We start from the raw sequence: 21,517 nt of genomic DNA on the forward strand, positions 1-21,517 counted from the left end.
ACGAAAGAACGACCATGACACAGAATGAAAAAAGCATCCCCGTCATTATAGTGGGTGGTGGTCAGGCTGGCCTGTCCATGAGCTGGTATCTCTGCCGTGAGAACGTGGACCACGTAGTGTTCGAGGCCAAAACCGCCTGCCATTCGTGGGATGATGAGCGCTGGGACAACTTCTGTCTGGTGACACCCAACTGGCAGTGCGAACTGCCCGGGCACCCCTACAGGGGGCGCGACCCGCACGGCTTTATGGTAAAGCAGGAAATTATTGACTACGTAAAAGGGTTTACGGACTCCTTCACCGCACCTTTGCGCGAACATACGCCAGTCACGTCCATTGCCCGCCATGAAAACGGTGGCTACCGCGTAGTGGCAGGGGCAGAACTCTGGCACGCACAGCATGTTGTGATTGCTTCGGGCGCGTACCATGATGCCGTTATTCCCGGTTACGCCAGCGCCATTGATCCTTCCATTTATCAGGTTCACTCTCAGGATTATCGCAACGCGGCCCAACTGCCCGATGGTGCCGTGCTGGTGGTGGGAAGTGGCCAGTCCGGCGCGCAGATTGTAGAAGACCTGTTTATTGAAAACCGCAAAATTCATCTGTGTGTCGGTTCTGCCCCGCGTGTCTCGCGCTTTTATCGTGGACGGGATGTTGTGGACTGGCTTGCAGACATGCAGTTTTACGACCTGACAGTAGACAACCATCCGCTGCGTGATGGTGCGCGTGACAAAACCAACCATTATGTCACCGGCCGGAATGGTGGCCATGACCTTGACCTGCGGCTTTTTGCCAAAGACGGCGTGGGCCTGCACGGCACGCTGGAAACCATTCGGGACGAGGTAGCCCATTTTGCACCGGACCTGCGGGACAATCTGGATGATGCCGACAAGACCAATGCTGACATCAAAAAATCCATTGATGCCTACATTGCCCGTGAAGGCATTGCCGCCCCAACCGAAGCACCATACGTGCCCGTATGGGAGCCCGATGGCAGCAATACGCCACTGGACCTGAAGGCCGCGGGCATTACCTCTATCATCTGGTGCATTGGTTTTCGCCCGAACTATCGCTGGATCGACGTGCCGGTCTTCAATGGCGCCAATAAACCGGTGTGGCATCGGGGCGTGACCGATGCGCCAAATTTCTACTTCCTCGGTCTGCCGTGGCTGCATACATGGGGCTCCGGCCGGTTTTCCGGTATTTCGCGCGATGCGGCGTGGCTGGCCAGCCAGATTACCGGCAAAGACGTGCCTGTAGCCTGAGGAAAGGAAAAGCCCCATGCTGCCATGGACCACTTATGAGGCAATGTATGATGCGGCCCAGAACCAGCCAGAAGCATTCTGGCTGGAAGCCGCCCAACGCATTACATGGCAGCAACAGCCCGGCATGGCTTGCCGGGCACGGGCGGATGGCTGGCATGACTGGTTCCCCAATGCCACGCTCAATACCTGTTACAATGCCGTGGACAGGCACGTGGAGCAGGGCCTCGGCGCGCAGGCAGCCTTGGTCTGGTACTCCTGCGCCACAAAAGAACGGCAAACCATTACATATAAGGAATTGCTCGGCAGGGTAGCCGGGTTTTCTGGCGGCCTGCGCTCATTAGGGGTGGAAAAAGGCGACCGTGTCCTGATCGCCATGCCAACCATGATTGAAACAGCCATAGCCATGCTGGCCTGCGCACGGATAGGCGCCGTGCATGTTGTGGTATTTGCCGGTTACGCAGGCCCCGAACTGGCCCGCCGGATTGACGATGTAGCCCCCAAGGTCGTGATTATCGCCAGTTGCAGCTTTCAGGGGCAAACCGCCATTCCGTCCGCCCCGGCCCTTAACGTTGCACTCACGCAGGCCACGCACGAGCCGCAGGCATGTATTATCGTGCAGCGCAACGCCTGCCCCGCACCACTTATGCCCGCGCGGGACCATGACTTCCACACCCTGGAACACTCGGCACCTGTGGCACCCGTCATGCTGTGTTCTGAAGACCCGCTCTATATCCTGCATACATCAGGCACCACAGGCAAACCTAAGGGTATTGTGCGTGATAATGGTGGCCACGCGGTAGCATTGGCTCTTTCTATGGAGTTAATTTACGGCTGCGAATTGGGCGATGCATTTTTTACGACCTCGGATCTAGGCTGGGTGGTTGGGCACTCTTACGGCGTGTATGCACCGTTGCTGAGTGGGGGCACCAGCATTATTGTGGAAGGGAGCGTTTCAGCATCAACTATACGGGTACTGTGCAATGACTATGCAGTAAAGTGCTTGTTTACAACGCCGACCCAATTGCGGGTTATACGACAGGAAAGTCGTAACCTTACATATTCGCTGCTACCAGTTCAGGCACACATTTTTGTTGCGGGAGAATATGCTGACCCCAAGTTGTTAGGGTGGGCGCGTTCCTACTTCCAACGGCCAGTCGTTAATCATTGGTGGCAGACAGAAACGGGGTGGAGCATTACAGCATATTTCTTCGGTCTGCCAGCGCGGGAATCAAAAGAGGGTATGAATGGTATTGGGCGGCCAGCGCCAGGTTTTTTTCCAGTTCTGATTCCATCTTGGCCAGACGATATATGTGGTGAGATTGTTCTGAAACTCCCTTTGCCTCCTGGCTGTTTGGTAGGAATTTGGCAAAACGGTAATATAAGTGCTCCTACAAGCTATTTTGACGAATCAGGCAAATATTATCGTACTTTTGATGAAGGCATGATCACAGCAGATCGTGTAGTTAACATGCTAGGGCGCTCTGATGATGTGATTAAGGTTGCTGGGCGGCGAATTTCAGGGGTGCAGATCGAAGAAATTATTTCTTCCAACCCAAATGTTTACGCATGTGCGGTTACTGCTGAGCCTGATGCTCTGAGAGGACAGCGTCCTGTTGCTTATGTTGTTGCTGTTAAAAATTGCACGATTAATGAGAGTTTGATGCGTTCTGACATTATAGAGCAAGTTAACCAGACGATAGGAAAATGGGTGGGCTTAAAAGAAATACATTTTATGGCGCAGTTACCAACAACACGATCAGGAAAAATTCTCAGAAATAAGATGGAGAGATCGAACAACCGTTGATTGAAGATCATGTAAATAGATTTTAGATATAGATGGTTCTGTGGTCTGACTTTCACTCTACGTTTTTAACTAGAGTGATGGTTGTATGTTCTGATTCTCTAGACTGCTTAATATGCTCTAAGAATAAGAAGTCGCGTATATTGTAGATGACCTTGGCCAATCCATTCCACATGGCAAGCCAGTTAGTGGCTACGCTTCAGATAACGAGCCTTTATGTGATTTCTGATCGGCGAAGACATGCTCGATATCTGAACGGATAACGGATAACGGATAACGGATAACGGATATTGCGGAGGTAGATATCTGGATTGCGGCATCGGTTTGAGATGTGGCTTTGTACGATGAACTGTGGAAACAGCGTCCTGCTTTTCCATGGAAGTCTCATTGGCTATTGAGTGATAGGCTGTGTCGGCTCCAACATTAGACGCTGTATTGCTTCGATCGAGCTGTCCATTATTCAGCCTAACACCATCACCGAGAGAGTTCTAAAAACTCCATGGTTTTTGTAAGTGTACCCATGATTTCATGCCTCCTATGGTGATTGGGTGGAGGAATAATGAAGCATCCGGGTTTCTTTGATGTCGAAGAGCGACTTGCTCGTTTGAGCGGGCTTGACGATCAGCTTTAAGCCTTTTCCCGGACTGTGGATTTTGAGGTGTTACGGCCTGATCTGGACTAGGCTCAGGCCTATTCGGATGGAAGTAAAGGCGGGCCGTCCGTCTTGTGATGTGGTTCTGATGTGCAAAATCCTGGTGATCCAGACGCTGAACAACCTCTCCGACGAACGAAATACCTGATTAACGACCGTCTGTCTTTTATGCGTTTCCTTGGTCTGGGGCTGTGGGGCCGGGTACCGTATGCCAAAACGCTCTGGCTCTTTCGCGAGCGTCTGACACAGACGGGTGTGATCGACAGTCTGTTCAATCGCTTTGACGCAACGCTGGTTGCCTTCCGATCCAAAGCAGCGCAATACAAACGCGGAGACGGCGGATCTTCTGGCGGGACTGATCGCACAAGACTGGCAGGACGAACCTGCAAAGATGCTCCACAAGGATCATCATGCACGCTAGCCTCAGAAATTCACAAAGGCGAAACGGGGCAGGACGATGGAACAATCCCGTCAACGGATCTCGCCATCCCATTCTTTGGCTATAAATCGCATATTCCCATCGACCGAAAGTTCCGGTTGATCCGGAAATGGAAAGCGACAGATGCTGCGGCTAGCGATGGTGCGAGATCGAGAGAAGGTCAGCTCGACAGCAACAATACCGCGTTTGATGTTTGGGGCGACATGGCCTATCGGTCAAAAGCGAATGAAGCCTTCATGGAAAAACATGGCTTTGTCTCCAAAGTTCATCGCACAAAGCTGCATCTCAAGCCTATGCCCTGTCATATCATCCAGCGGTCCAATGCCGGGAAATCCGTAATTCGGTCATGTGTCGAACATATTTTTGCAGATTAGAAATCACAGGCAGGACTGTTCATCAGGACAGTGGGCATCACCAGTGCCACCATGAGGATCGGACTGCCAACATCGTCTACAACATGTGCCGCTTTATATTTCTGGAGCGGATCAGTGCAACTGTGTAGCAGCTCAGGGGGGGTAATACCCATCACGGATCAAAACGCAGAGAAAAAGTTGCCCTGATAACTATCAATCAAAACGTCATAGCCCTGAAATCAGGAAACAGGAGTTCAAAAAACAGTTTTTCGATCCCTCCATGTGTATGAGCGCGAGGGTAACATTGCTATTTTTTCGTATCTGGTTGCGACAGAGCGTCACTGCCTGAGGCTAGCCCAGAGGTTCTCAACGAGATGCTGGCATCGATAGGCCCATTTGGGGCAGGCGACAGCCCCATCACGTCCGTAAAAATGCCCGTCCCGCCTCCTTCTTCCATCCCTACAATATAGGAAGAAATTCAAAATATAACAGCCTCTAGCTTTTGCTATCCGTCTGAATAGGTAAGAGTTCTCTTCCGGAGCAAAACAGAAGGTTTTGAAATCCACAGTTCAGGAAAACGCTTTGAGTTGGTCACCAAGCATACTTAGGCAAGACAGATGCTCTTCAACATTAAAGAAGGCCAGTTTTGTCATCATCAACCACGACGTCAAGGATGGAATTACAACAGAAGCTTCAGAGCCAAGAAGTTTTTGAAACGATCCAGATATTACTGTAGGTGGTAAAACCACTGCTTTCCAATAGACATCATAGTTTTTCTGTCACTTATTGTGTCAATAATACATTGCTCTCCAGGTTGCCAGTCAACTGGGGTCAAGGTAGCGTTGTGATCATTGTTCTGTAAAGCTGCAAGAGTTCTTAATATTTCTTTTGCAGACATTCCAATAGATTCTGGATAATGGCTCATCCATCTAATTTTTTTATGTGTGTCTATTATGAAAAAAGAACGATCTTTCAAACTATAATTATGACAATTATAGGCCTCAAAAATTTTATAAGTTGGATCTTCCAGAATGGGCAGATCAATTTCTATATTCTTTTCCATATAAATGGAATGAACCCATGCAAGATTGGAGAATAAACTACTTCCAGTTATTATAAGTGGCTGACAATTTTTTTTGGAAAAAAGGTTTATATTGTATTTTAAAGATAAAATTTCTGTAGTTGCAATTGTGTCAAAAGCATTATGGCAAAATAATAAAAACAACCATTGGTTAGAAAAATTTTCTAAGGAGCAGTCCATTTCTGTCGAGCGGGCAGAAAATATGGGTGCCTGATCGCCAAGACGTGGGAACGGATACATGGTTTAAAACATAAATCCTCAAGAATTTTGTGTTAGAGCAGGGTGGCACAACCGGTATTGCACCACCCTGCGGCTAAGTTGATGTCCTAACCGTGCGAAGGAATAGGACGATTCTTATTTAGAACATTGTATTTCATTTTTCAATGGGCAATGTATGCAAAAAAAAGATACAAATTAAATAAATTAAATAAATTCCAAAATTTAAAAAAAATAGTTTAACCAAAAAAATAAAAATCTGTATTTATAAAAATAAAAAATTTAATATACTCCATAATATAATAATAAATATTTTTATTACGGGTTTTATTTCTATCTAAATTTATTTTTTTTACATTTATATTTTATTTTCCGTTCGGTGGGGAGGTTTTTTCTGGTGGATTGGGAGGGGTATTGTTTGGGCATGGCTGAAATCTTGTATGGCATATGTCTTTTGGTTATAAGGGGAGTATAGGGACGTAGATGGACTTAATCCGGGCAATTTGTCTGTGCTTTACGGATGCTCCTGATCTGTCCTGTTGGTTCCGTGGCTTGTTTCTTGGATGGGCGCGGTAGAAAGATGTTCGAAGGGAAGGTGTGATCGAAATGAGGCGGTCACTTGGAGTCTTCTGTAAGGGTCAGTTTTTATACGGCTCAAGAAGGCGCGGAAATCCGATGAGAGGATGCAATGTCGTATAGTAAAGGTAAATATTTACTATCTCTTATAGCCACTTTAGCATTAAGCGGTTGTAGTGATCTGGAATTGCTGAATCCGAAGGGGTCAGTGGGAGAGCAGGAGAAAAATCTTATATTGCTCAGCATGGGTATTATGTTGTGCGTGGTTATTCCTGTTGTCGCGTTATCTTTGTATTTTGCGTGGCATTACAGAGCAAGTAATCCTAACGCAAAGCATGATCCTACGTGGCATCACTCGACGGCAATTGAAATTGTCGTGTGGGGTATCCCCATGGCGATCATTGCTTTTTTAGGGTGGAAAATCTGGGTCACGACACATGCTCTTGATCCATATAAAAAGCTCGACTCGACAGTCGCTGCTGTCGATGTGGATGTTGTTGCACTTAACTGGAAATGGCTCTTCATCTATCCAGAATATGGTGTTGCAACTGTGAATGTGCTGAACATTCCTGTGAATCGGCCGATTAATTTTCATTTAACGTCCGATTCTAACATGAACTCTTTTTTCATCCCTCAGCTTGGCAGCCAAATTTACGCTATGGCCGGTATGGAAACGCAACTGCATCTTATGGGTACCGCAGTTGGTACTTATTCTGGTCGTTCTACCGCATTTAGTGGTCCAGGCTTTTCAGGTATGCACTTCCCAACTCATGTGCAAACCGAAGTGCAATTTAACGATTGGGTAAAAGAGGCGCATAACTCTGCCAACACTCTAGATGACACCGCTTATCTAGCATTACGTAAAGATAGTGAAGATAACCCTGAAACAGTTTACGGCTCAGTAAAGCCCGATCTATTTCAGGAAATTGCAACGCAATATGATTGCACTCAGGAAAATTCGTTGCGCCGTGAGGGTGATGTGTCGCACTGCACGCAATCCGGTAGCGTAGTTATGGAGAACCATTGATGCTAGGGAAACTAAGCATCGAGGCGTTACCCCTCGATCAACCAATCGTTGTGTGGACCTTTATTGTTGTCGCCTTATTAGGCGTAGCCATTTTGGGTCTCGTGACATATTACGGTAAGTGGCAATATTTGTGGACTGACTGGATTACGTCTGTCGATCATAAACGTATCGGCATTATGTATATCTTGTTTGCAGTCGTTATGTTGCTGCGTGGTTTTGCTGATGCACTCATGATGCGTCTTCAGCAAGCATTGGCTGCAACTGGTGGTGCTGGCTATTTGCCCCCGCATCATTATGACCAGATCTTCACGGCTCACGGCGTGATCATGATCTTTTTTGTGGCAACACCATTCATCCTCGGTCTGATGAATTTTGTTGTACCGCTTCAAATCGGCGCACGTGACGTGGCTTACCCGTTCCTGAACTCTTTCAGCTTCTGGCTGACAGTTATGGGCGGTATTCTTGTCATGATTTCCCTCTTCATAGGTGATTTTGCTGCTGTAGGGTGGGTGGCTTATCCTCCGTTGTCAGAGCTTGGTTACAGTCCGACAGTTGGTGTTGATTACTTCATCTGGGCACTTCAGCTTTCTGGTCTGGGTACGTTGATTTCTGGTATCAACTTCATCATGACCATTTTTAAAATGCGTGCTCCAGGCATGAATTTCATGCGTATGCCCGTATTTACTTGGACAGCGCTGATTACCAATATTCTTATTGTTGCTATTTTCCCTGTTCTCACGGCAACACTTGCTTTGCTTTCTGCTGACCGCATGCTGGGCATGCACTTTTTCACGAACGAGCTTGGCGGTAACGCCATGATGTACATCAACCTTATTTGGGTTTGGGGGCATCCTGAAGTTTATGTTCTTGTTTTGCCTGCCTTTGGTGTATACTCAGAAGTAGTTTCAACCTTCAGTGGTAAGCCTCTATTCGGTTATAAGGGCATGGTTTATGCGACCTGCTCCATTGGTGTGCTGTCTTTCTTTGTTTGGCTCCACCACTTCTTCACAATGGGGTCTGGCGCAAACGTCAATGCCTTCTTTGGCATTATGACGTCTCTTATTTCTATTCCTACCGGTGTTAAGCTCTTCAATTGGCTATTCACCATGTACAAAGGGAGAATCCGTTATCACTCCTCCATGCTTTGGTCGATCGGCTTTATGGCGACCTTTGCTTTTGGTGGTATGACTGGCGTTATGCTCGCTATTCCGGGTGTTGACTTCGTTGTTCACAACAGTCTGTTTCTCGTAGCGCACTTCCATAACGTGATTATCGGCGGTGTTGTATTCGGTTTGTTTGCTGGTATGAACTTTTGGTTTCCCAAAGCATTTGGTTTCACGCTGAATGAAACTTGGGGCAAAATTGCATTCTGGTTCTGGTTTATTGGTTACTGGCTTGCCTGGACGCCAATGTACGTGCTTGGCTTTAAAGGCATGACGCGTCGGCTGAACCATTTTAACCAGCCTGATTGGGTGCCTTATCTGAATGTGGCTTTTGTTGGTGCTATTCTAATTGGCATCGGGACTGTCGCTATTCTTATTCAGCTGGCTGTCAGTATTCGTGATCGCAAAATCAATGCCGATGTGACCGGTGATCCATGGGGTGGACGCAGCCTTGAATGGGCTACGCATTCTCCAGTACCATTCTATAATTTTGCACATACACCTATTGTTACTTCTTTGGAGCAGCATTGGGATGACAAAAAAGCCGGAGTAGACCCTAACACTGTACGTCCATATGAAGATATTCATATGCCACGCAACACAGGTGCAGGATTTATTATCGCGGTTTTCGGTTTTGTTATGTGCTTTTCTCTGGTTTGGCACATCTGGTGGCTGGCAATAATTGGTTTTATAGGTACGATTGCGACGTTTATCGTTCGGACATACGATATGGATACGGACTATTATGTTCCTGCCGCTGAAGTGGAGCGTATCGAAGCTCAGTATGCTCAGCCAGCAAAGGGAGGTTTGTAATGAGTAGCGTTTCTTCTATTCATGCAGATGACGGTGTGCATCATCATGCACACGATGACAGTAAGAAGACTATTGTAGGCTTCTGGCTGTATCTCATGACCGACTGCCTTATTTTTGCGTCACTGTTTGCGACATTTGGGGTGTTGTCGCATGCTACGGCAGGTGGGCCTGGAGCTAAGCAGCTCTTTGATCTAAACTACGTCGCGCTTGAAACTCTTTTCCTGCTGTTGAGTAGCTTTACCTTCGGTGTGGCCGTTATTAATGTCCATAACGAGAAAAAGAGTGGCGCTCTTGTGTGGCTGGCTCTTACTTTCCTGCTTGGCTTGGCCTTTATCGGCATGGAAGTGCACGAATTTAGCCACTTAATCGCTGAAAATGCGGGTCCAGGACGTAGTGCATTCTTGTCAGCTTATTTTGGTTTGGTAGGCACTCATGGATTGCACGTTACTATGGGCCTCCTGTGGCTTGGTGTTATCATACACCAAGTATACAAATTCGGTCTAAATGCCGTAATCGAGCGCCGCATTGCGTGCTTAAGTCTATTCTGGCATTTTCTTGACCTTGTTTGGGTCTGTGTTTTCTCCATCGTATATCTTGGAGGTGTTTTATAATGGGAAAAAATACCGCGCATAACGATGGTCACAGCATGAGCAACTCCATTATTGGTTTTGTTCTTTCCCTCATTCTGACAATTTTTGCCTTTGGTGCAGTTATGTGGGGTCTTCTTCCCCACGATATGATTATGCCGGCTGTCATTGTGTTGGGTGTGTTGCAGCTTATCGTGCAGTTATACTTCTTCTTACACCTTGGTCTTGCCCCCGAACATCGAGAAAATACAGTATATCTGATCTTAACAGTTATGCTTATTGTTGTGATTGTTGGGTTGTCGCTGTGGGTGATGCATAATGCAAACGTCAATATGATGCCTATGCACATGTCCGCATCAGATGCGATGCTGCATCAATAAAAGTATCTGTTTTGTTATAAAAATAGATTTGATATCTATAAGGCCCTATGACTGAAAAGTCATAGGGCCTTATATTTAAAATATTTGTTCAGTCATACCGTTAGCGATCTTGCGGGCACATGCCTTCAAATTTAAATTAGAAACGGTTTGTTACCATTTGCCGCTTTGACGTGTTGATCGAGCTTCTCTGACGTCACACCATTAAGGTTAGGTGTTTAGTTCCGAGATTTTATGGGGAATTAATGATGAATCGTTCTGGCTCTGAAGTCCAGATTTTGCAGACGTATTCGTAAGGTGTGAGGTCACTCAGGGTCTTGAGTCTTCGTCTGAGGTCGTTGGCGGCGATAAAGTCGTTGAGATGTGTCCTCAACTGCTCATGACTGTCGTAATGGCAGCGTTTGACGGATGTTTCCTTTATTGTCCGGTTCATCCGCTCAACCTGCCCGTTCGTCCAGGGATGATTGGGTTTCGTCAGGCGATGTCCGCTCCCGTGCGCTTCACAGATCATCTCGAAGCGCACGGGACGCGACCAGACCTTATTGCGATCGGCTTTCCCGACAAGTTGTGTAACAGCGAAGAGGTTTAGCTTGCCTTCAGCGGTCTGGACCTCCGCGATATCGAGATAAAAGAGCCCAATCGGGTAACGTTAGAAACGCTGTCGTTTGAGCTTGTCACCGTCCATGTCCGGAAGTCAGGATATTCCGTGGCGTGAAGGCAACGATGCAGCGCCAAGGGTGTCAACTGGGGAATGCTGGCCTGCAGGGCATAAAGGCAGTCATCCAGCGGTAGCAACGTATGCCGGCGAAATGCCACATCATTGCTTCGGCCGCCTTGGAAAGTACCGTTGATAGGGGCTCTTTGGGACCCGTCTTCTGATCATCGAGAGTCTGACGCTTCCGCTATTTCGCCACTGTCTTCGGATTGATCCCGAACTCCTTGCTCAGTGCCGCGAGTGAAGCCTGCGATCGCAGTATTGCTGCTCAAACGGCGTGCGTGGTAGTGGCGCTCCCATGAGGTATCTGTCAGATAATGTTTCCTTCCACTCTCGTGAAAATACTAAACCATCAAATCCCTAGTCTAAGCACCTAGATATAGCGCGTAGTATCGTTGATCTCATGCTTGCGGGTACCGATCGGCCGCCGACACACCAGCCTTATGCTTTTTCAGGATCTCGATGATTTGGTCATGCGTGAAGCCGGCTCTCTTGATTGCCTGCCTCCGATTTGACAGAACTTACTCAAAAATGAGGACCTGCCCACGGTACAAGGTTATCGGGCCTACAAGAATTTAGTTGATTTATATGCAAAAAAAACATACAAAGATACATCAATGTATGATGCGGTCGGCTGTTAAGGGTTGGCTTATCTCCAGCTAACTAGATGGTGATGTATATGAATTTCACAGAAAAATGCGAACATCTTATTTCGGAAATGAAAAATGATGGCCGATACAGAACATTTATTGAGTTGGAAAGACTCGCTGGAGATTTTCCTACAGCTCTGTGGTACAAGCCTGATGGTAGTAAAGAACCAGTCACAGTATGGTGTAGTAATGATTACCTTGGTATGGGCCAGAATCCAGTTGTTTTAAACGCTATGCATGCAGTGTTAGGGCAGTGTGGCGCTGGCACTGGAGGTACACGTAATATTTCAGGCACTAATAAGCAGCATATTGATCTGGAAAGTGAGTTGGCTAGCCTGCATTATAAAGAGGCAGGCCTCATTTTCACTTCCGGCTGGATATCCAATCTAGCCGCACTCGGCACATTGGCGCAGGTTTTTCCAGATTGTGTTGTTTTCTCGGATGCCCTTAATCATAATTCGATGATTGAGGGTATTCGTCGATCTGGTGTAGAAAAACATATTTTTAGGCATAATGATTATGCTCATTTAGATGAGTTGATGAAGCAGGTTGACCCTGCGCGCCCAAAAATTGTTGCATTTGAAAGCGTCTATAGTATGGACGGTGACATAGCTCCTATTAAAGAAATTTGTGATATTGCAGACAAATATAACGCTCTCACCTATCTTGATGAAGTGCATGCAGTTGGTTTGTATGGGCCTAATGGTGGCGGCATCGCAGAACGAGAAGGGCTATCTGATCGCCTGACAATTATTGAAGGTACGCTTGCAAAAGCTTTCGGTGTCATGGGCGGGTATATAACAGGTCCTAAAGCCATAATTGATGTTATTAGAAGTTTAGCAAGCAGCTTTATTTTTTCTACTTCACTCCCACCCTATATTGCCGCCGGTGCTCTAGAGGCGATCAAACATATAAGGCAAAATCCTGAAAATCGTAATAAACAATTGCATAATGTCAAAATACTCAAAAAGAAAATGCAAGATGCGGGAATTCCAGTAATGGACACAAAGACCCATATTTTGCCTGTTATTGTAGGTGATGCTCATCTTTGCAAGTTGCTTACGGATAAGTTGCTAGATGAGTACAATATATATATTCAGCCTATCAACTACCCTACTGTGCCTAAAGGGCAGGAACGCATGCGAGTTACCGTAACGCCCTACCATACCGACGATGACATGGATTTATTAATAAGTGCATTCCTCAAAATTGATAAAAATATCAATTGGATTCCAAAAAATAAGTTTCATCTATCTTGAAGCAGTGAAGGGAGAAATTGCCATGTCTCAATGTTTCATAACAGGGAATCGTCTTAAAGATGGAGTGGTCGTATGGTTATCAAAAACAGACCAGTGGTCAGAAAGTAGTGAGCATGCCCATATCTATGAGCAAAATGGCAGTGAGTTGTTTTTAGAAACTCTCAAGCGCCGAGACGACTCAAATGTTGTTGATATCCGAGCCGTGGATGTTGAAACGCATAACAATAACAGTGTGTTAGTAGAGCGCCGCGAGCAATTAAGGGCAGATGGACCAAGCGTAAGACCTGATCTTTCAGCTAATGCCGGGAGTAATAGATGGGCAGTGCCGCCATTTCCAGCACCACCTTCGGTAACGTCTCTCTCTCCGTTTGCTGGTGTGTACCGTTATGATGAGCACGACCGTCAGTTTTTACATGAGCGTGTTGCACTCTTTCGCGGTCAGATAGCGCGAAGACTATCTGGCCAACTGACGGAGGAAGAGTTCAAGCCTTTGCGGCTTATGAACGGGTTATATCTTCAATTGCATGGTTATATGTTTCGCGTGGCGTTACCGTATGGCGTTTTAAGTGCTTCACAAATGCGCCAACTTGCTTATATTGCTCGCTATTATGATAGAGGATACGGCCACTTCACCACAAGGCAAAATATACAGTTTAATTGGATTCGTCTTGAAGATGCTGCAGATATTCTAACACTTCTTGCCGATGCAGACTTGCATGCAACGCAAACAAGTGGAAATTGTGTAAGAAACGTCACAACGGATCATTTCGCTGGAGCAGCCAAAGAGGAAATTATAGACCCTCGCTTGTATGCTGAAATTATGCGGCAATGGTCTACAGACCACCCAGAATTTACTTATCTTCCGCGCAAATTTAAAATTGCTATTACAGGGAGCCCCCAAGATAGAGCCGCTGTGCGCGTGCATGATATTGGGCTTTTAGCGCAGCATAACGAAAATGGAGAGCCTGGTTTCCAAGTTTATGCTGGAGGTGGTTTAGGTCGTACCCCTATTATTGGTACTAAAGTAAGAGAATGGTTGCCTGTTAAAGATCTATTGCGATATGTGGAATCTATACTGCGTGTTTATAATAGTTTGGGACGGCGTGATAATATTTATAAAGCACGAATTAAAATTCTTATCCGTGAAATGAAACCTGAACATTTTATTGCGCTTATTGAAAAAGAGTTTAATAGTCTTCCAATAGACTATAATATTCTTGATCAAAAAATCATTCAAGAAGTACAGAGCCGATTTATTAAGCCACCTTTTTTGATTTTACCAGAAAATTCATCTAATATGAATATTCACATTAATGAAAGCCCAGATTTTAAATCTTGGGTTTTGACTAATACACATGCTCATTATATGCCCGGTTATATTTCTGCTGTTATCTCGCTCAAGCCAATTGGCGGTATTTCAGGAGATGTTAGCTCAGATGAAATGGATACAATTGCTATTATTGCAGACCGTTATTCCTTTGGCGAGATAAGGATTTCACATGAGCAAAATATTGTGCTGCCGCATGTATGCAAAGATGATCTTTTTGACCTCTGGAGCCAACTTGCAGATGCAGGTTTGGCGACATCGAATATTGGCTTAATTACAGATATTATTGCGTGCCCTGGTATGGATTATTGCAGCTTGGCGACTGCTAGGTCTATTCCCATAGCGCAGAAAATTTCTAAACATTTTGAAAATCTCAAAAAACAGCAGGATATAGGTTTTTTAGATCTTAATATTTCGGGATGTATTAATGCTTGTGCCCACCATCATGTTGCCAACATTGGGTTGCTCGGTGTTGATAGAAATGGCGAAGAGGTTTATCAAATTACGCTTGGTGGTTCAGGCGCAGAGCATGCATCAATCGGTAGTATTCTTGGACCAGCAGTCTCTGCTGAAAATGTCACAAATGCTGTTGATGCTATTGTGCAAGCTTATCTTGATAACCGCCATGAAGGTGAGTTGTTTATTGATACGTATAGACGCTTGGGAACGAAAGTATTTAAGGAGGCAGTTTATGGTGCTTATTAACAATACGGCAGAGGAAATCCTTGAAACTTGGATTTATCCTGAAGTGGCGGTCAATCGGGTGGTGGAGAATCAAATCCTTCCTCTTTCCGTTATGGAACAAATGCAAGAAGAAAACTCTTACGTGCAACCGCTGGGGCTATATGCTCCAGCGGGGACCATAATTCAAGACTTAATACCATACATTCATCTTGCTTCGTTGGTGCTAATAGATTTTCCGAAATTTAGAGATGGGCGTGGTTTTACTTTAGCACGCAATCTACGTGAGCAAGCTTATTTTCAGAAAGATATTAGAGCGCGTGGTCATTTGATCCCAGATCAGTTTCCGGCGCTGGTGAAATGTGGGTTTACGTCTTTTGTGCTGCCTACGGAGCACCCACGTGAGCAATGGTTGGCTGCTTTACAGAGCAACGTGGTAGAAAAAAAGCAGCCTTTGCTTAAACGATTATTGAAAAATTAAATAGGATCATGAAGGCGTTTGTTAACGCCTTCATGATAGTAAGTTATTTTAGGTTATTAATGGTTTCATTGTAAAAATAGTCGAGCCATTGTAGTGCAATAGTGATGTCTTTCTGTTCTATTGTTGCTCCCGACCAAAATCTGAATCCTGCTGGTGCTGTACGGTATGCACCACAGTCCAGTGCGATATTAGCATCTTGCATTTTTTGAGTAATAGTTTTGGCAAGTTCTGGGTATAAAGCCGGATCAATATCTGGGCTTGTAATTTTTAAGCATACTGAACTTTCTGATCTAATATTGTAATCTTCAGCCAGAAACTTACACCAGGTGCTTTTTTCAACCCATTTTGTAAAGATAGAGAGATTGTCGGTACAGCGTTTCGTTAGGGCGGTAAGCCCCCCAATCTCTTCTGCCCAGCGTAGTCCGTCCAAGGCGTCTTCTACCGTTAGAAGAGAAGGAGTATTTATGGTCTCTCCTTCAAATAATTTATCGGTTACCTGACCTTTACTAACCATACGGAAGAGTTTTGGCATTGGCCATGTTGGCGTATGGTCAGTTAAACGGGTAATGGCGCGTGGGCTTAACGCTATCATACCGTGCGCACCTTCGCCTCCTAAAGTTTTTTGCCAAGACCAAGTTGTCACATCTAATTTGTCCCATGGTAAATGCATCGCGAAAGCTGCAGACGTCGCATCGCAAATAGTAAGACCTGTTCTGTTATCATCAATCCAATTACCATTCGGTACTTTTACACCAGAAGATGTACCATTCCAAGCGAACACTATGTCATGGTTCGGGTCAGTTTTTTCTAAATCAGGTATTTTTCCATACTCAGAAATAAACTCCCTTACATTTTTAAGCTTAAGTTCTTGAACGATATCTGTTAGCCATATCTGGCTAAAGTTTTCCCAGACAAAAACATCAACGGCGCGTGGGCCGAGTAAACTCCACATTGCCATTTCCATAGCGCCTGTATCTGAGCCTGGTACAATAGCAACTTTGTATTCTTTGGGTATTTTTAGAATTTTTTTACTAAGAGTGATTACTTCTAAAAGTTTAGCTTTCCCTGCTTGTGAGCGGTGTGAGCGACCAATCAAAGCGTTGTCAAGTTGGTTCAAACTCCAACCAGGCCGTTTTTTACAAGGACCTGATGAAAAGTTAGGAGAAACGGGTTTTTGTTTAGGCATAGCGCGTGGATCGAGCATTACCGTCCCTTTTTAAGGATGATGATTTTGTGCAATCCCAATATAGCTTTTTCCAACAATGCATACAATAAGTTAAAAATGATTAAAAAATTAGGTAAAAATATTTACTCGTTATTCCCGATTGATTGGAGGCTTACTCTGCTGAGGTAACTAATTTCTAGGGCGTAGATGTGCTGCCAAATAACTTTCCGCATGAGAGACTAAGCGTAATCGGCTCACTCATACATTTATATTTACTATATATAATCGCAGGAAGTATCATTTCTTGATTTTTATTAATAAGTAAAGATTCAAATGATGTTTTTTCTTTTTATTTCAGAGAGTTGGAGGAGTGTTCTTTTTGCTCTGACGGATTAAAGGGGGAGAAAGGCTCTTCTCCGACCGTCGTGGAGTTTTCCGCCATGACTACCACCGTTTCCAAAATCGCGCTTAGTTCCTCGCGTGACATTCCGTTCAACAAACTGGTCCTGTCCCAGTCCAATGTCCGACGTGTGAAGGCCGGTCTTTCGCTCGACGAACTAGCTCGAGACATCGAACGCCGCGGGCTGTTACAGAGCCTGAATGTGCGCCCCGTTCTCGACGACACCGGGGCCGAGACCGGTACTTACGAAGTCCCCGCTGGCGGACGACGTTTTCGTGCGCTCGAACTGTTGGTGAAGCAGAAGAAGCTCAACAAGACTGCCCCTGTGCCGTGCGTCGTCCGCGAGGCCGGATCGTCCATACTCGCCGAGGATGACTCTCTGGCCGAGAATGTCCAGCGCGTGGCCCTGCATCCGCTGGATCAGTTCCGAGCCTTCCGCGACATGCTCGAAAAGGGCATGTCCGAGGAGGAAATCGCAGTCGCGTTCTTCGTCCCCGTCACCGTGGTCCGGCAGCGTCTGCGCCTGATGACCGTCTCCGAAAAGCTGCTGGACGTCTACGAACAGGACGGCATGCGGCTTGAGCAACTTATGGCGTTTGCCATCAGCGATGATGCGGTGCGTCAGGAGCAGGTCTGGGAAATCGTCGCCCAGAGCCATAATCGCGAACCTTACGTCATTCGCCGGATGCTGACCGAAAAGACCGTCCGGGCGTCCGATGCCCGTGCGCGGTTTGTAGGTCTGGACGCCTATGTCGCGGCAGGCGGTCATGTCATGCGCGACCTGTTCGAGGCCGATGATGGGGGGTGGCTGCAGGATCCCGCCATCCTCGACCGCCTCGTGATGGAGAAACTACAGGCCGCCGCTGATCAGGTCAGGGCCGAAGGCTGGAAATGGGTCGAGACGGCCCTGTCGTTCCCCTGGGGGCACACCCGCCATCTGGTCGAGATCGACGGGACGCCGGCGCTGCTGTCCGAGGAGGATACCGCCCGTCTGGCCGCCCTGCGTGCGGAGCAGGAAACCATAGAAGCGGAATACGCCGAGGCCGACGAACTGCCCGACGAAATCGATCATCGCCTTGGCGAGATTGAACAGGCCATCGAAGCCCTCGAAACCCGTCCCGCAATTTTCGATCCGGGTGACATCGTGCGGGGTGGGGCCTTCGTCAGCCTCGACAGTGACGGAACCCTGCTGATCGAGCGCGGGTTTGCCCATCCGGAAGATAACGAAGATGAAAACCCCTCCGACGCGTACGATCCTGCGGCAACCCTGGAAGACGGCGCCGCTCCCGAAGACCATGCTGACAGCGCGACCACCGGTGCGACAGGACAGCACATCGCGCCCGACGACGCCGAAGACGAGGATGATCTCCGCCGCCCAATCCCGGATCGCCTGCTCTCCGAACTGACGGCATGGCGGACGCTGGCCCTGCGGGACGCGTTTGCCAGCAACCCCGGCGTGGCGCTGACGGAATTCCTGCATACCCTCTGCGTCAGCCTGTTCCGGGACGATCGTGGGGGCGCCTGCCTCGAAGCCGGAGTGCGCGCTATCGGGTTCCCGATCCAGGCACCCGATCTGGCTAGCAGTCTGGCGGCCCATGCCCTGCGCGCGCGGCACGAAGGATGGAAGCAGGATCTGCCGCAGGACGAGGACGAACTGTGGGCGTGGCTGGATCGGCTGGATGAGACCAGTCGTCTGGCCCTTCTCGCGCATTGCCTTTCCTTTGGAGTGAATGCCCTATTTGAGAAGGTCAATCCGCATGGGTCGATCTCTCCGCGCGCGATCGAACGCCGTCTGGCCCGCAGCAACCGGCTGGCCTCGGCCCTGCACCTTGATCCGGTCGAGGCGGGATGGCAGCCGACGGTCGAAAACTATCTCGGCCGCGTGACCAAGCCGCATATTCTGGACGCCGTGCGCGAAGCACGCGGTGAACAGGCGGCCGGCCTGATCGCGCATCTCAAGAAAGCGGACATGGCCCGTGAGGCGGAACGCCTGCTCGAAGGTTCCGGCTGGCTCCCCGAAGCGCTGCGTGCGGGACTGGCTGACGATGCCGCGTCTGGCGAGGAACAGAACCACACGGCGGAGGACGTGGAATTGCCGGCCTTCCTGAACGCCGGGATCGCCGCTGAATAACCATTTCCCAACCACTCAGGGCCGTGGTCCCGAGGTTCGCGGGGTCACGGCCCGCCCTTTCTTCCAACTATATGATCCGATGGAGCTTGTCATGTCAGAAACATCAGGCGTCCCCGCCACCCCTGAAGCTGCCCCGGTTGACTATACGCTGCGCTGGCAACGTCACGAAGCCGCGCAGAGAGACGCGGGGGTGCAGAACCGGCGGATTGTATTCGCCACACTCGCCCTTCACGGCATCACCCAGGTCAAGGTCTCCTTTAATGGCGAGGGGGACAGCGGCCAAATAGAGGATATCACTGTCACGCCCGAAGACCAGGCGGACATTCTTCAGCGCGAAATTGCCATGAAGACCACGTCATGGCCCGATGCTGACGTTACCCAGGTGTCCGGCTCTCTCAACGATGCGATCGAGAATGTCTGTTACGACGCCCTTGCACAGACGCATGGCGGCTGGGAAAATAATGCTGGCGCATATGGCGATATCATTTTTGACGTGCCTGAGCGAACCGTCACGCTTGAATTCAACGAGCGCTATACGTCCTCGGAATATTACGAACATAGCTGGACAGAGGAGGCCGACCATGGCGCATAGTTATCATCATGCCCTATCTTCCGTGCGGCAGTGGGGTGGAACGGTAGACGATTTCCTGCCAATTCATGACTTCTTCGACGAGTCCAAGCGGATATCGGCAGACTTCCGTCACAGGGCCTTGCGGCATCATGCCGAGGGGATCTACCTCGCGCAGCGGTTATTCGGTGTCACCCTCACGCTTTCAACGGGCAGGGTCGTGCCCGTCCGGCTGATCGGTGAGCAGCATATGCGCGAAGACTTCGGCTTTATCCCGAGCTTTGTGGACTGGCTGAAGGAAATCCGGCCGCAACCGTGGATGGGACGGGCGAAGTCTCTGCATCAGATGCGGGAGACCGACCTCGACACCCCATCATAACGTTCTGAACACTCTATTATTCTCTATGGTCATGATGCGGCTTTCGGTCTCCGGAAGCCGCATTTTTTCATGTTGCTCATGCCCTGAAGAGGGAGAGGGCGGCTTCGCCTTATGTGCCGAATATCCGGCGCAAGAGGAGAGTTTCCATGACCATGACCGTTCTTCCTTCAGTCCGTCCCGCCGGCGGGTTTCGTATTGATCCTTCCCGTGGCCGGGTTGACCACCGTGTGGCGTCCGAGTGGTATTCCCGGCCCGACGACGAGCGCTACCTCTCGCTCACTGACCTGCACGCGGCGACCCTGAGCCGTGCGGAACGGGCAACAGCGCGCACGGTGGAGAGCCGCGCCATCCGCGTGGACGCGTCACGCGACAACGCCGAGCGGCTGACCCTGTCTGTCCCCGGCCAGAGCGCACCGGTTGCGCCGACCCATTGGTCTTTCGGGCAACTGTGCAGCCTTGTTAGCGCGCCGTCGTCTTACCTGCGCAATCTTCCGGCTCCGCTGGCCGCGATCAACTTACAGCATGGGTTGCTGTCCCATCGGGCGGAACTGGTCAAGACGCTGGAGACCGGCGACGGCCGTGTCGAATTGCGGGCTGTGACCGGGCCGGATTACGGACGCATCTGGGACCATGAGCTTGTGGGAGCCGTGCGAAAAATTGCGGGTAACGGAACAGGTGATACGAACTGGAAAGTACCGGGCGTCATTGACTGGGCGACCATGACCCATAATCCCCATGTGGACATCACGAAAGAAACCACAACGCTCTATGCGTCAGACAGAGATGTTTTTCTGTTCCTCGTGGACGATACACATCCGATCGAGGCAGGACGGCTGCCAAATGGAGATCCTGATCTTTTCTTCAGGGGATTTTACGCATGGAATTCAGAAGTCGGTAGCAAAAGCCTCGGTATTGCCTCTTTCTACTTGCGCGGTGTGTGCCAGAACCGGCTGATCTGGGGGCAGCAAAATCTGCAGCAGATCACGATCCGGCACAGCAAGTTTGCGGCCTCCCGTTTTGTTCACCAGGCCGCACCTGCGCTGCGGAATTTCGCAAACGCCAGCACAGCATCGTTTGTTTCCGGAATTCAGGAGTCACGCAAGCAGATCGTCGCCCGTGACGAGGACGATCGCGAACGTTTCCTGCGGCGGCAGGGCTTCTCGAAACCCGAGACGGGGAAAATCATCGAGACGGTTCTGCACGAGGAAGGCCGGCCACCGGAAAGCGTGTTTGATTTCGTGCAGGGCATTACGGCTTTCGCCCGTACAAAAAGCAATCAGGACACACGGCTCGATCTGGAAGGAAAGGCCCGCAAGCTCATGGAGCGTGTCTGATCTCCCTATTGCACTTTTCATCATTGCCTTTGCGAAAGCCCGGACGTGTTCCGGGCTTTCTCTTTATGGAGGGTTTGAAA

15 protein-coding genes and 2 pseudogenes are annotated in these 21,517 nt (G+C 48.6%); 14 read left to right on the forward strand and 3 right to left on the reverse strand.

Translation table 11 applies throughout. The features are described 5' to 3' along the window. Positions 1-14 precede the first annotated feature (14 nt). The 3 genes and pseudogenes from AB2L51_RS12015 to AB2L51_RS12025 all read left to right on the forward strand — a co-directional run bounded on the left by AB2L51_RS12015 (position 15) and on the right by AB2L51_RS12025 (position 4,656). Positions 15-1,262 carry an MSMEG_0569 family flavin-dependent oxidoreductase gene (locus tag AB2L51_RS12015; RefSeq protein WP_395582437.1) on the forward strand — a complete coding sequence of 416 codons (1,248 nt, stop codon included), beginning with the start codon at positions 15-17 and terminating at the stop codon, positions 1,260-1,262. A gap of 16 nt (positions 1,263-1,278) precedes the next feature. Beyond that, positions 1,279-3,066 carry an AMP-binding protein gene (locus AB2L51_RS12020; RefSeq protein WP_395582436.1) on the forward strand — a complete coding sequence of 596 codons (1,788 nt, stop codon included), beginning with the start codon at positions 1,279-1,281 and terminating at the stop codon, positions 3,064-3,066. A 556-nt stretch (positions 3,067-3,622) separates the two neighbouring features. Beyond that, positions 3,623-4,656: pseudogene (locus AB2L51_RS12025) on the forward strand (transposase). 578 nt (positions 4,657-5,234) lie between these two features. Here the strand turns inward: AB2L51_RS12025 and AB2L51_RS12030 are convergent. Further along, positions 5,235-5,828 (reverse strand): redoxin domain-containing protein, encoded by a 594-nt coding sequence (locus AB2L51_RS12030; RefSeq protein ID WP_395582435.1) that lies wholly within the window; start codon positions 5,826-5,828, stop codon positions 5,235-5,237. Positions 5,829-6,492: 664 nt separating this feature from the next. Here AB2L51_RS12030 and cyoA point away from each other — a divergent pair. From cyoA to cyoD, 4 genes are read left to right on the forward strand one after another with little or no spacing between them, the layout of a single operon-like run. Then, entirely contained in the window at positions 6,493-7,407 is a 915-nt protein-coding gene (cyoA, locus tag AB2L51_RS12035) for a ubiquinol oxidase subunit II (protein WP_395582434.1), read from the forward strand. Next, entirely contained in the window at positions 7,407-9,383 is a 1,977-nt protein-coding gene (gene cyoB / locus AB2L51_RS12040) for a cytochrome o ubiquinol oxidase subunit I (RefSeq protein WP_395582433.1), read from the forward strand. Before cyoA ends, cyoB begins: the two co-directional genes overlap by 1 nt. Continuing rightward, the gene (gene cyoC, locus AB2L51_RS12045) at positions 9,383-9,994 is read left to right on the forward strand and encodes a cytochrome o ubiquinol oxidase subunit III (RefSeq protein WP_395582432.1); all 612 of its coding nucleotides are present in this window, start codon (positions 9,383-9,385) and stop codon (positions 9,992-9,994) included. The genes cyoB and cyoC overlap by 1 nt, the downstream gene beginning before the upstream one ends. A 35-nt stretch (positions 9,995-10,029) precedes the next feature. Next, a complete protein-coding gene (cyoD, locus tag AB2L51_RS12050) occupies positions 10,030-10,350 on the forward strand; it encodes a cytochrome o ubiquinol oxidase subunit IV (protein WP_354859007.1) in 321 nt (106 codons plus the stop codon). 207 nt (positions 10,351-10,557) lie between these two features. Here the strand turns inward: cyoD and AB2L51_RS12055 are convergent. Next, positions 10,558-11,324: pseudogene (locus tag AB2L51_RS12055) on the reverse strand (integrase core domain-containing protein). A 417-nt stretch (positions 11,325-11,741) separates the two neighbouring features. Between AB2L51_RS12055 and hemA the strand changes: the two are divergent. From hemA to AB2L51_RS12070, 3 genes are read left to right on the forward strand one after another with little or no spacing between them, the layout of a single operon-like run. After that, positions 11,742-12,971, forward strand: coding sequence for a 5-aminolevulinate synthase (gene hemA, locus AB2L51_RS12060; protein ID WP_354859009.1), 1,230 nt, complete (start codon positions 11,742-11,744; stop codon positions 12,969-12,971). A gap of 22 nt (positions 12,972-12,993) precedes the next feature. Next, a complete protein-coding gene (locus tag AB2L51_RS12065; RefSeq protein WP_395582452.1) occupies positions 12,994-15,003 on the forward strand; it encodes a DUF2849 domain-containing protein in 2,010 nt (669 codons plus the stop codon). Then, positions 14,990-15,460 carry a DUF934 domain-containing protein gene (locus AB2L51_RS12070; protein WP_395582431.1) on the forward strand — a complete coding sequence of 157 codons (471 nt, stop codon included), beginning with the start codon at positions 14,990-14,992 and terminating at the stop codon, positions 15,458-15,460. The genes AB2L51_RS12065 and AB2L51_RS12070 overlap by 14 nt, the downstream gene beginning before the upstream one ends. Positions 15,461-15,503: 43 nt before the next feature. Here the strand turns inward: AB2L51_RS12070 and AB2L51_RS12075 are convergent, their stop codons facing one another. Next, positions 15,504-16,664, reverse strand: a complete 1,161-nt coding sequence (locus tag AB2L51_RS12075; protein WP_395582430.1) for a phosphoserine transaminase — start codon at positions 16,662-16,664, stop codon at positions 15,504-15,506. A 401-nt stretch (positions 16,665-17,065) separates the two neighbouring features. Between AB2L51_RS12075 and AB2L51_RS12080 the strand changes: the two genes are divergently transcribed. The 4 genes from AB2L51_RS12080 to AB2L51_RS12095 all read left to right on the forward strand — a co-directional run bounded on the left by AB2L51_RS12080 (position 17,066) and on the right by AB2L51_RS12095 (position 21,437). Beyond that, positions 17,066-19,156: a ParB/RepB/Spo0J family partition protein gene (locus AB2L51_RS12080; RefSeq protein WP_395582429.1), complete on the forward strand. Its 2,091-nt coding sequence runs from the start codon at positions 17,066-17,068 to the stop codon at positions 19,154-19,156. A gap of 91 nt (positions 19,157-19,247) precedes the next feature. Then, the gene (locus AB2L51_RS12085) at positions 19,248-19,748 is read left to right on the forward strand and encodes a DUF6878 family protein (RefSeq protein ID WP_395582428.1); all 501 of its coding nucleotides are present in this window, start codon (positions 19,248-19,250) and stop codon (positions 19,746-19,748) included. Further along, entirely contained in the window at positions 19,738-20,103 is a 366-nt protein-coding gene (locus AB2L51_RS12090) for a DUF6915 family protein (protein WP_395582427.1), read from the forward strand. The genes AB2L51_RS12085 and AB2L51_RS12090 overlap by 11 nt, the downstream gene beginning before the upstream one ends. Before the next feature lie 146 nt (positions 20,104-20,249). After that, the gene (locus AB2L51_RS12095; protein WP_395582426.1) at positions 20,250-21,437 is read left to right on the forward strand and encodes a DUF932 domain-containing protein; all 1,188 of its coding nucleotides are present in this window, start codon (positions 20,250-20,252) and stop codon (positions 21,435-21,437) included. Positions 21,438-21,517: the final 80 nt, after the last annotated feature.

Source organism: Acetobacter fabarum (assembly GCF_040702925.2).
Taxonomy (GTDB): Bacteria; Pseudomonadota; Alphaproteobacteria; order Acetobacterales; family Acetobacteraceae; genus Acetobacter; species Acetobacter fabarum_B.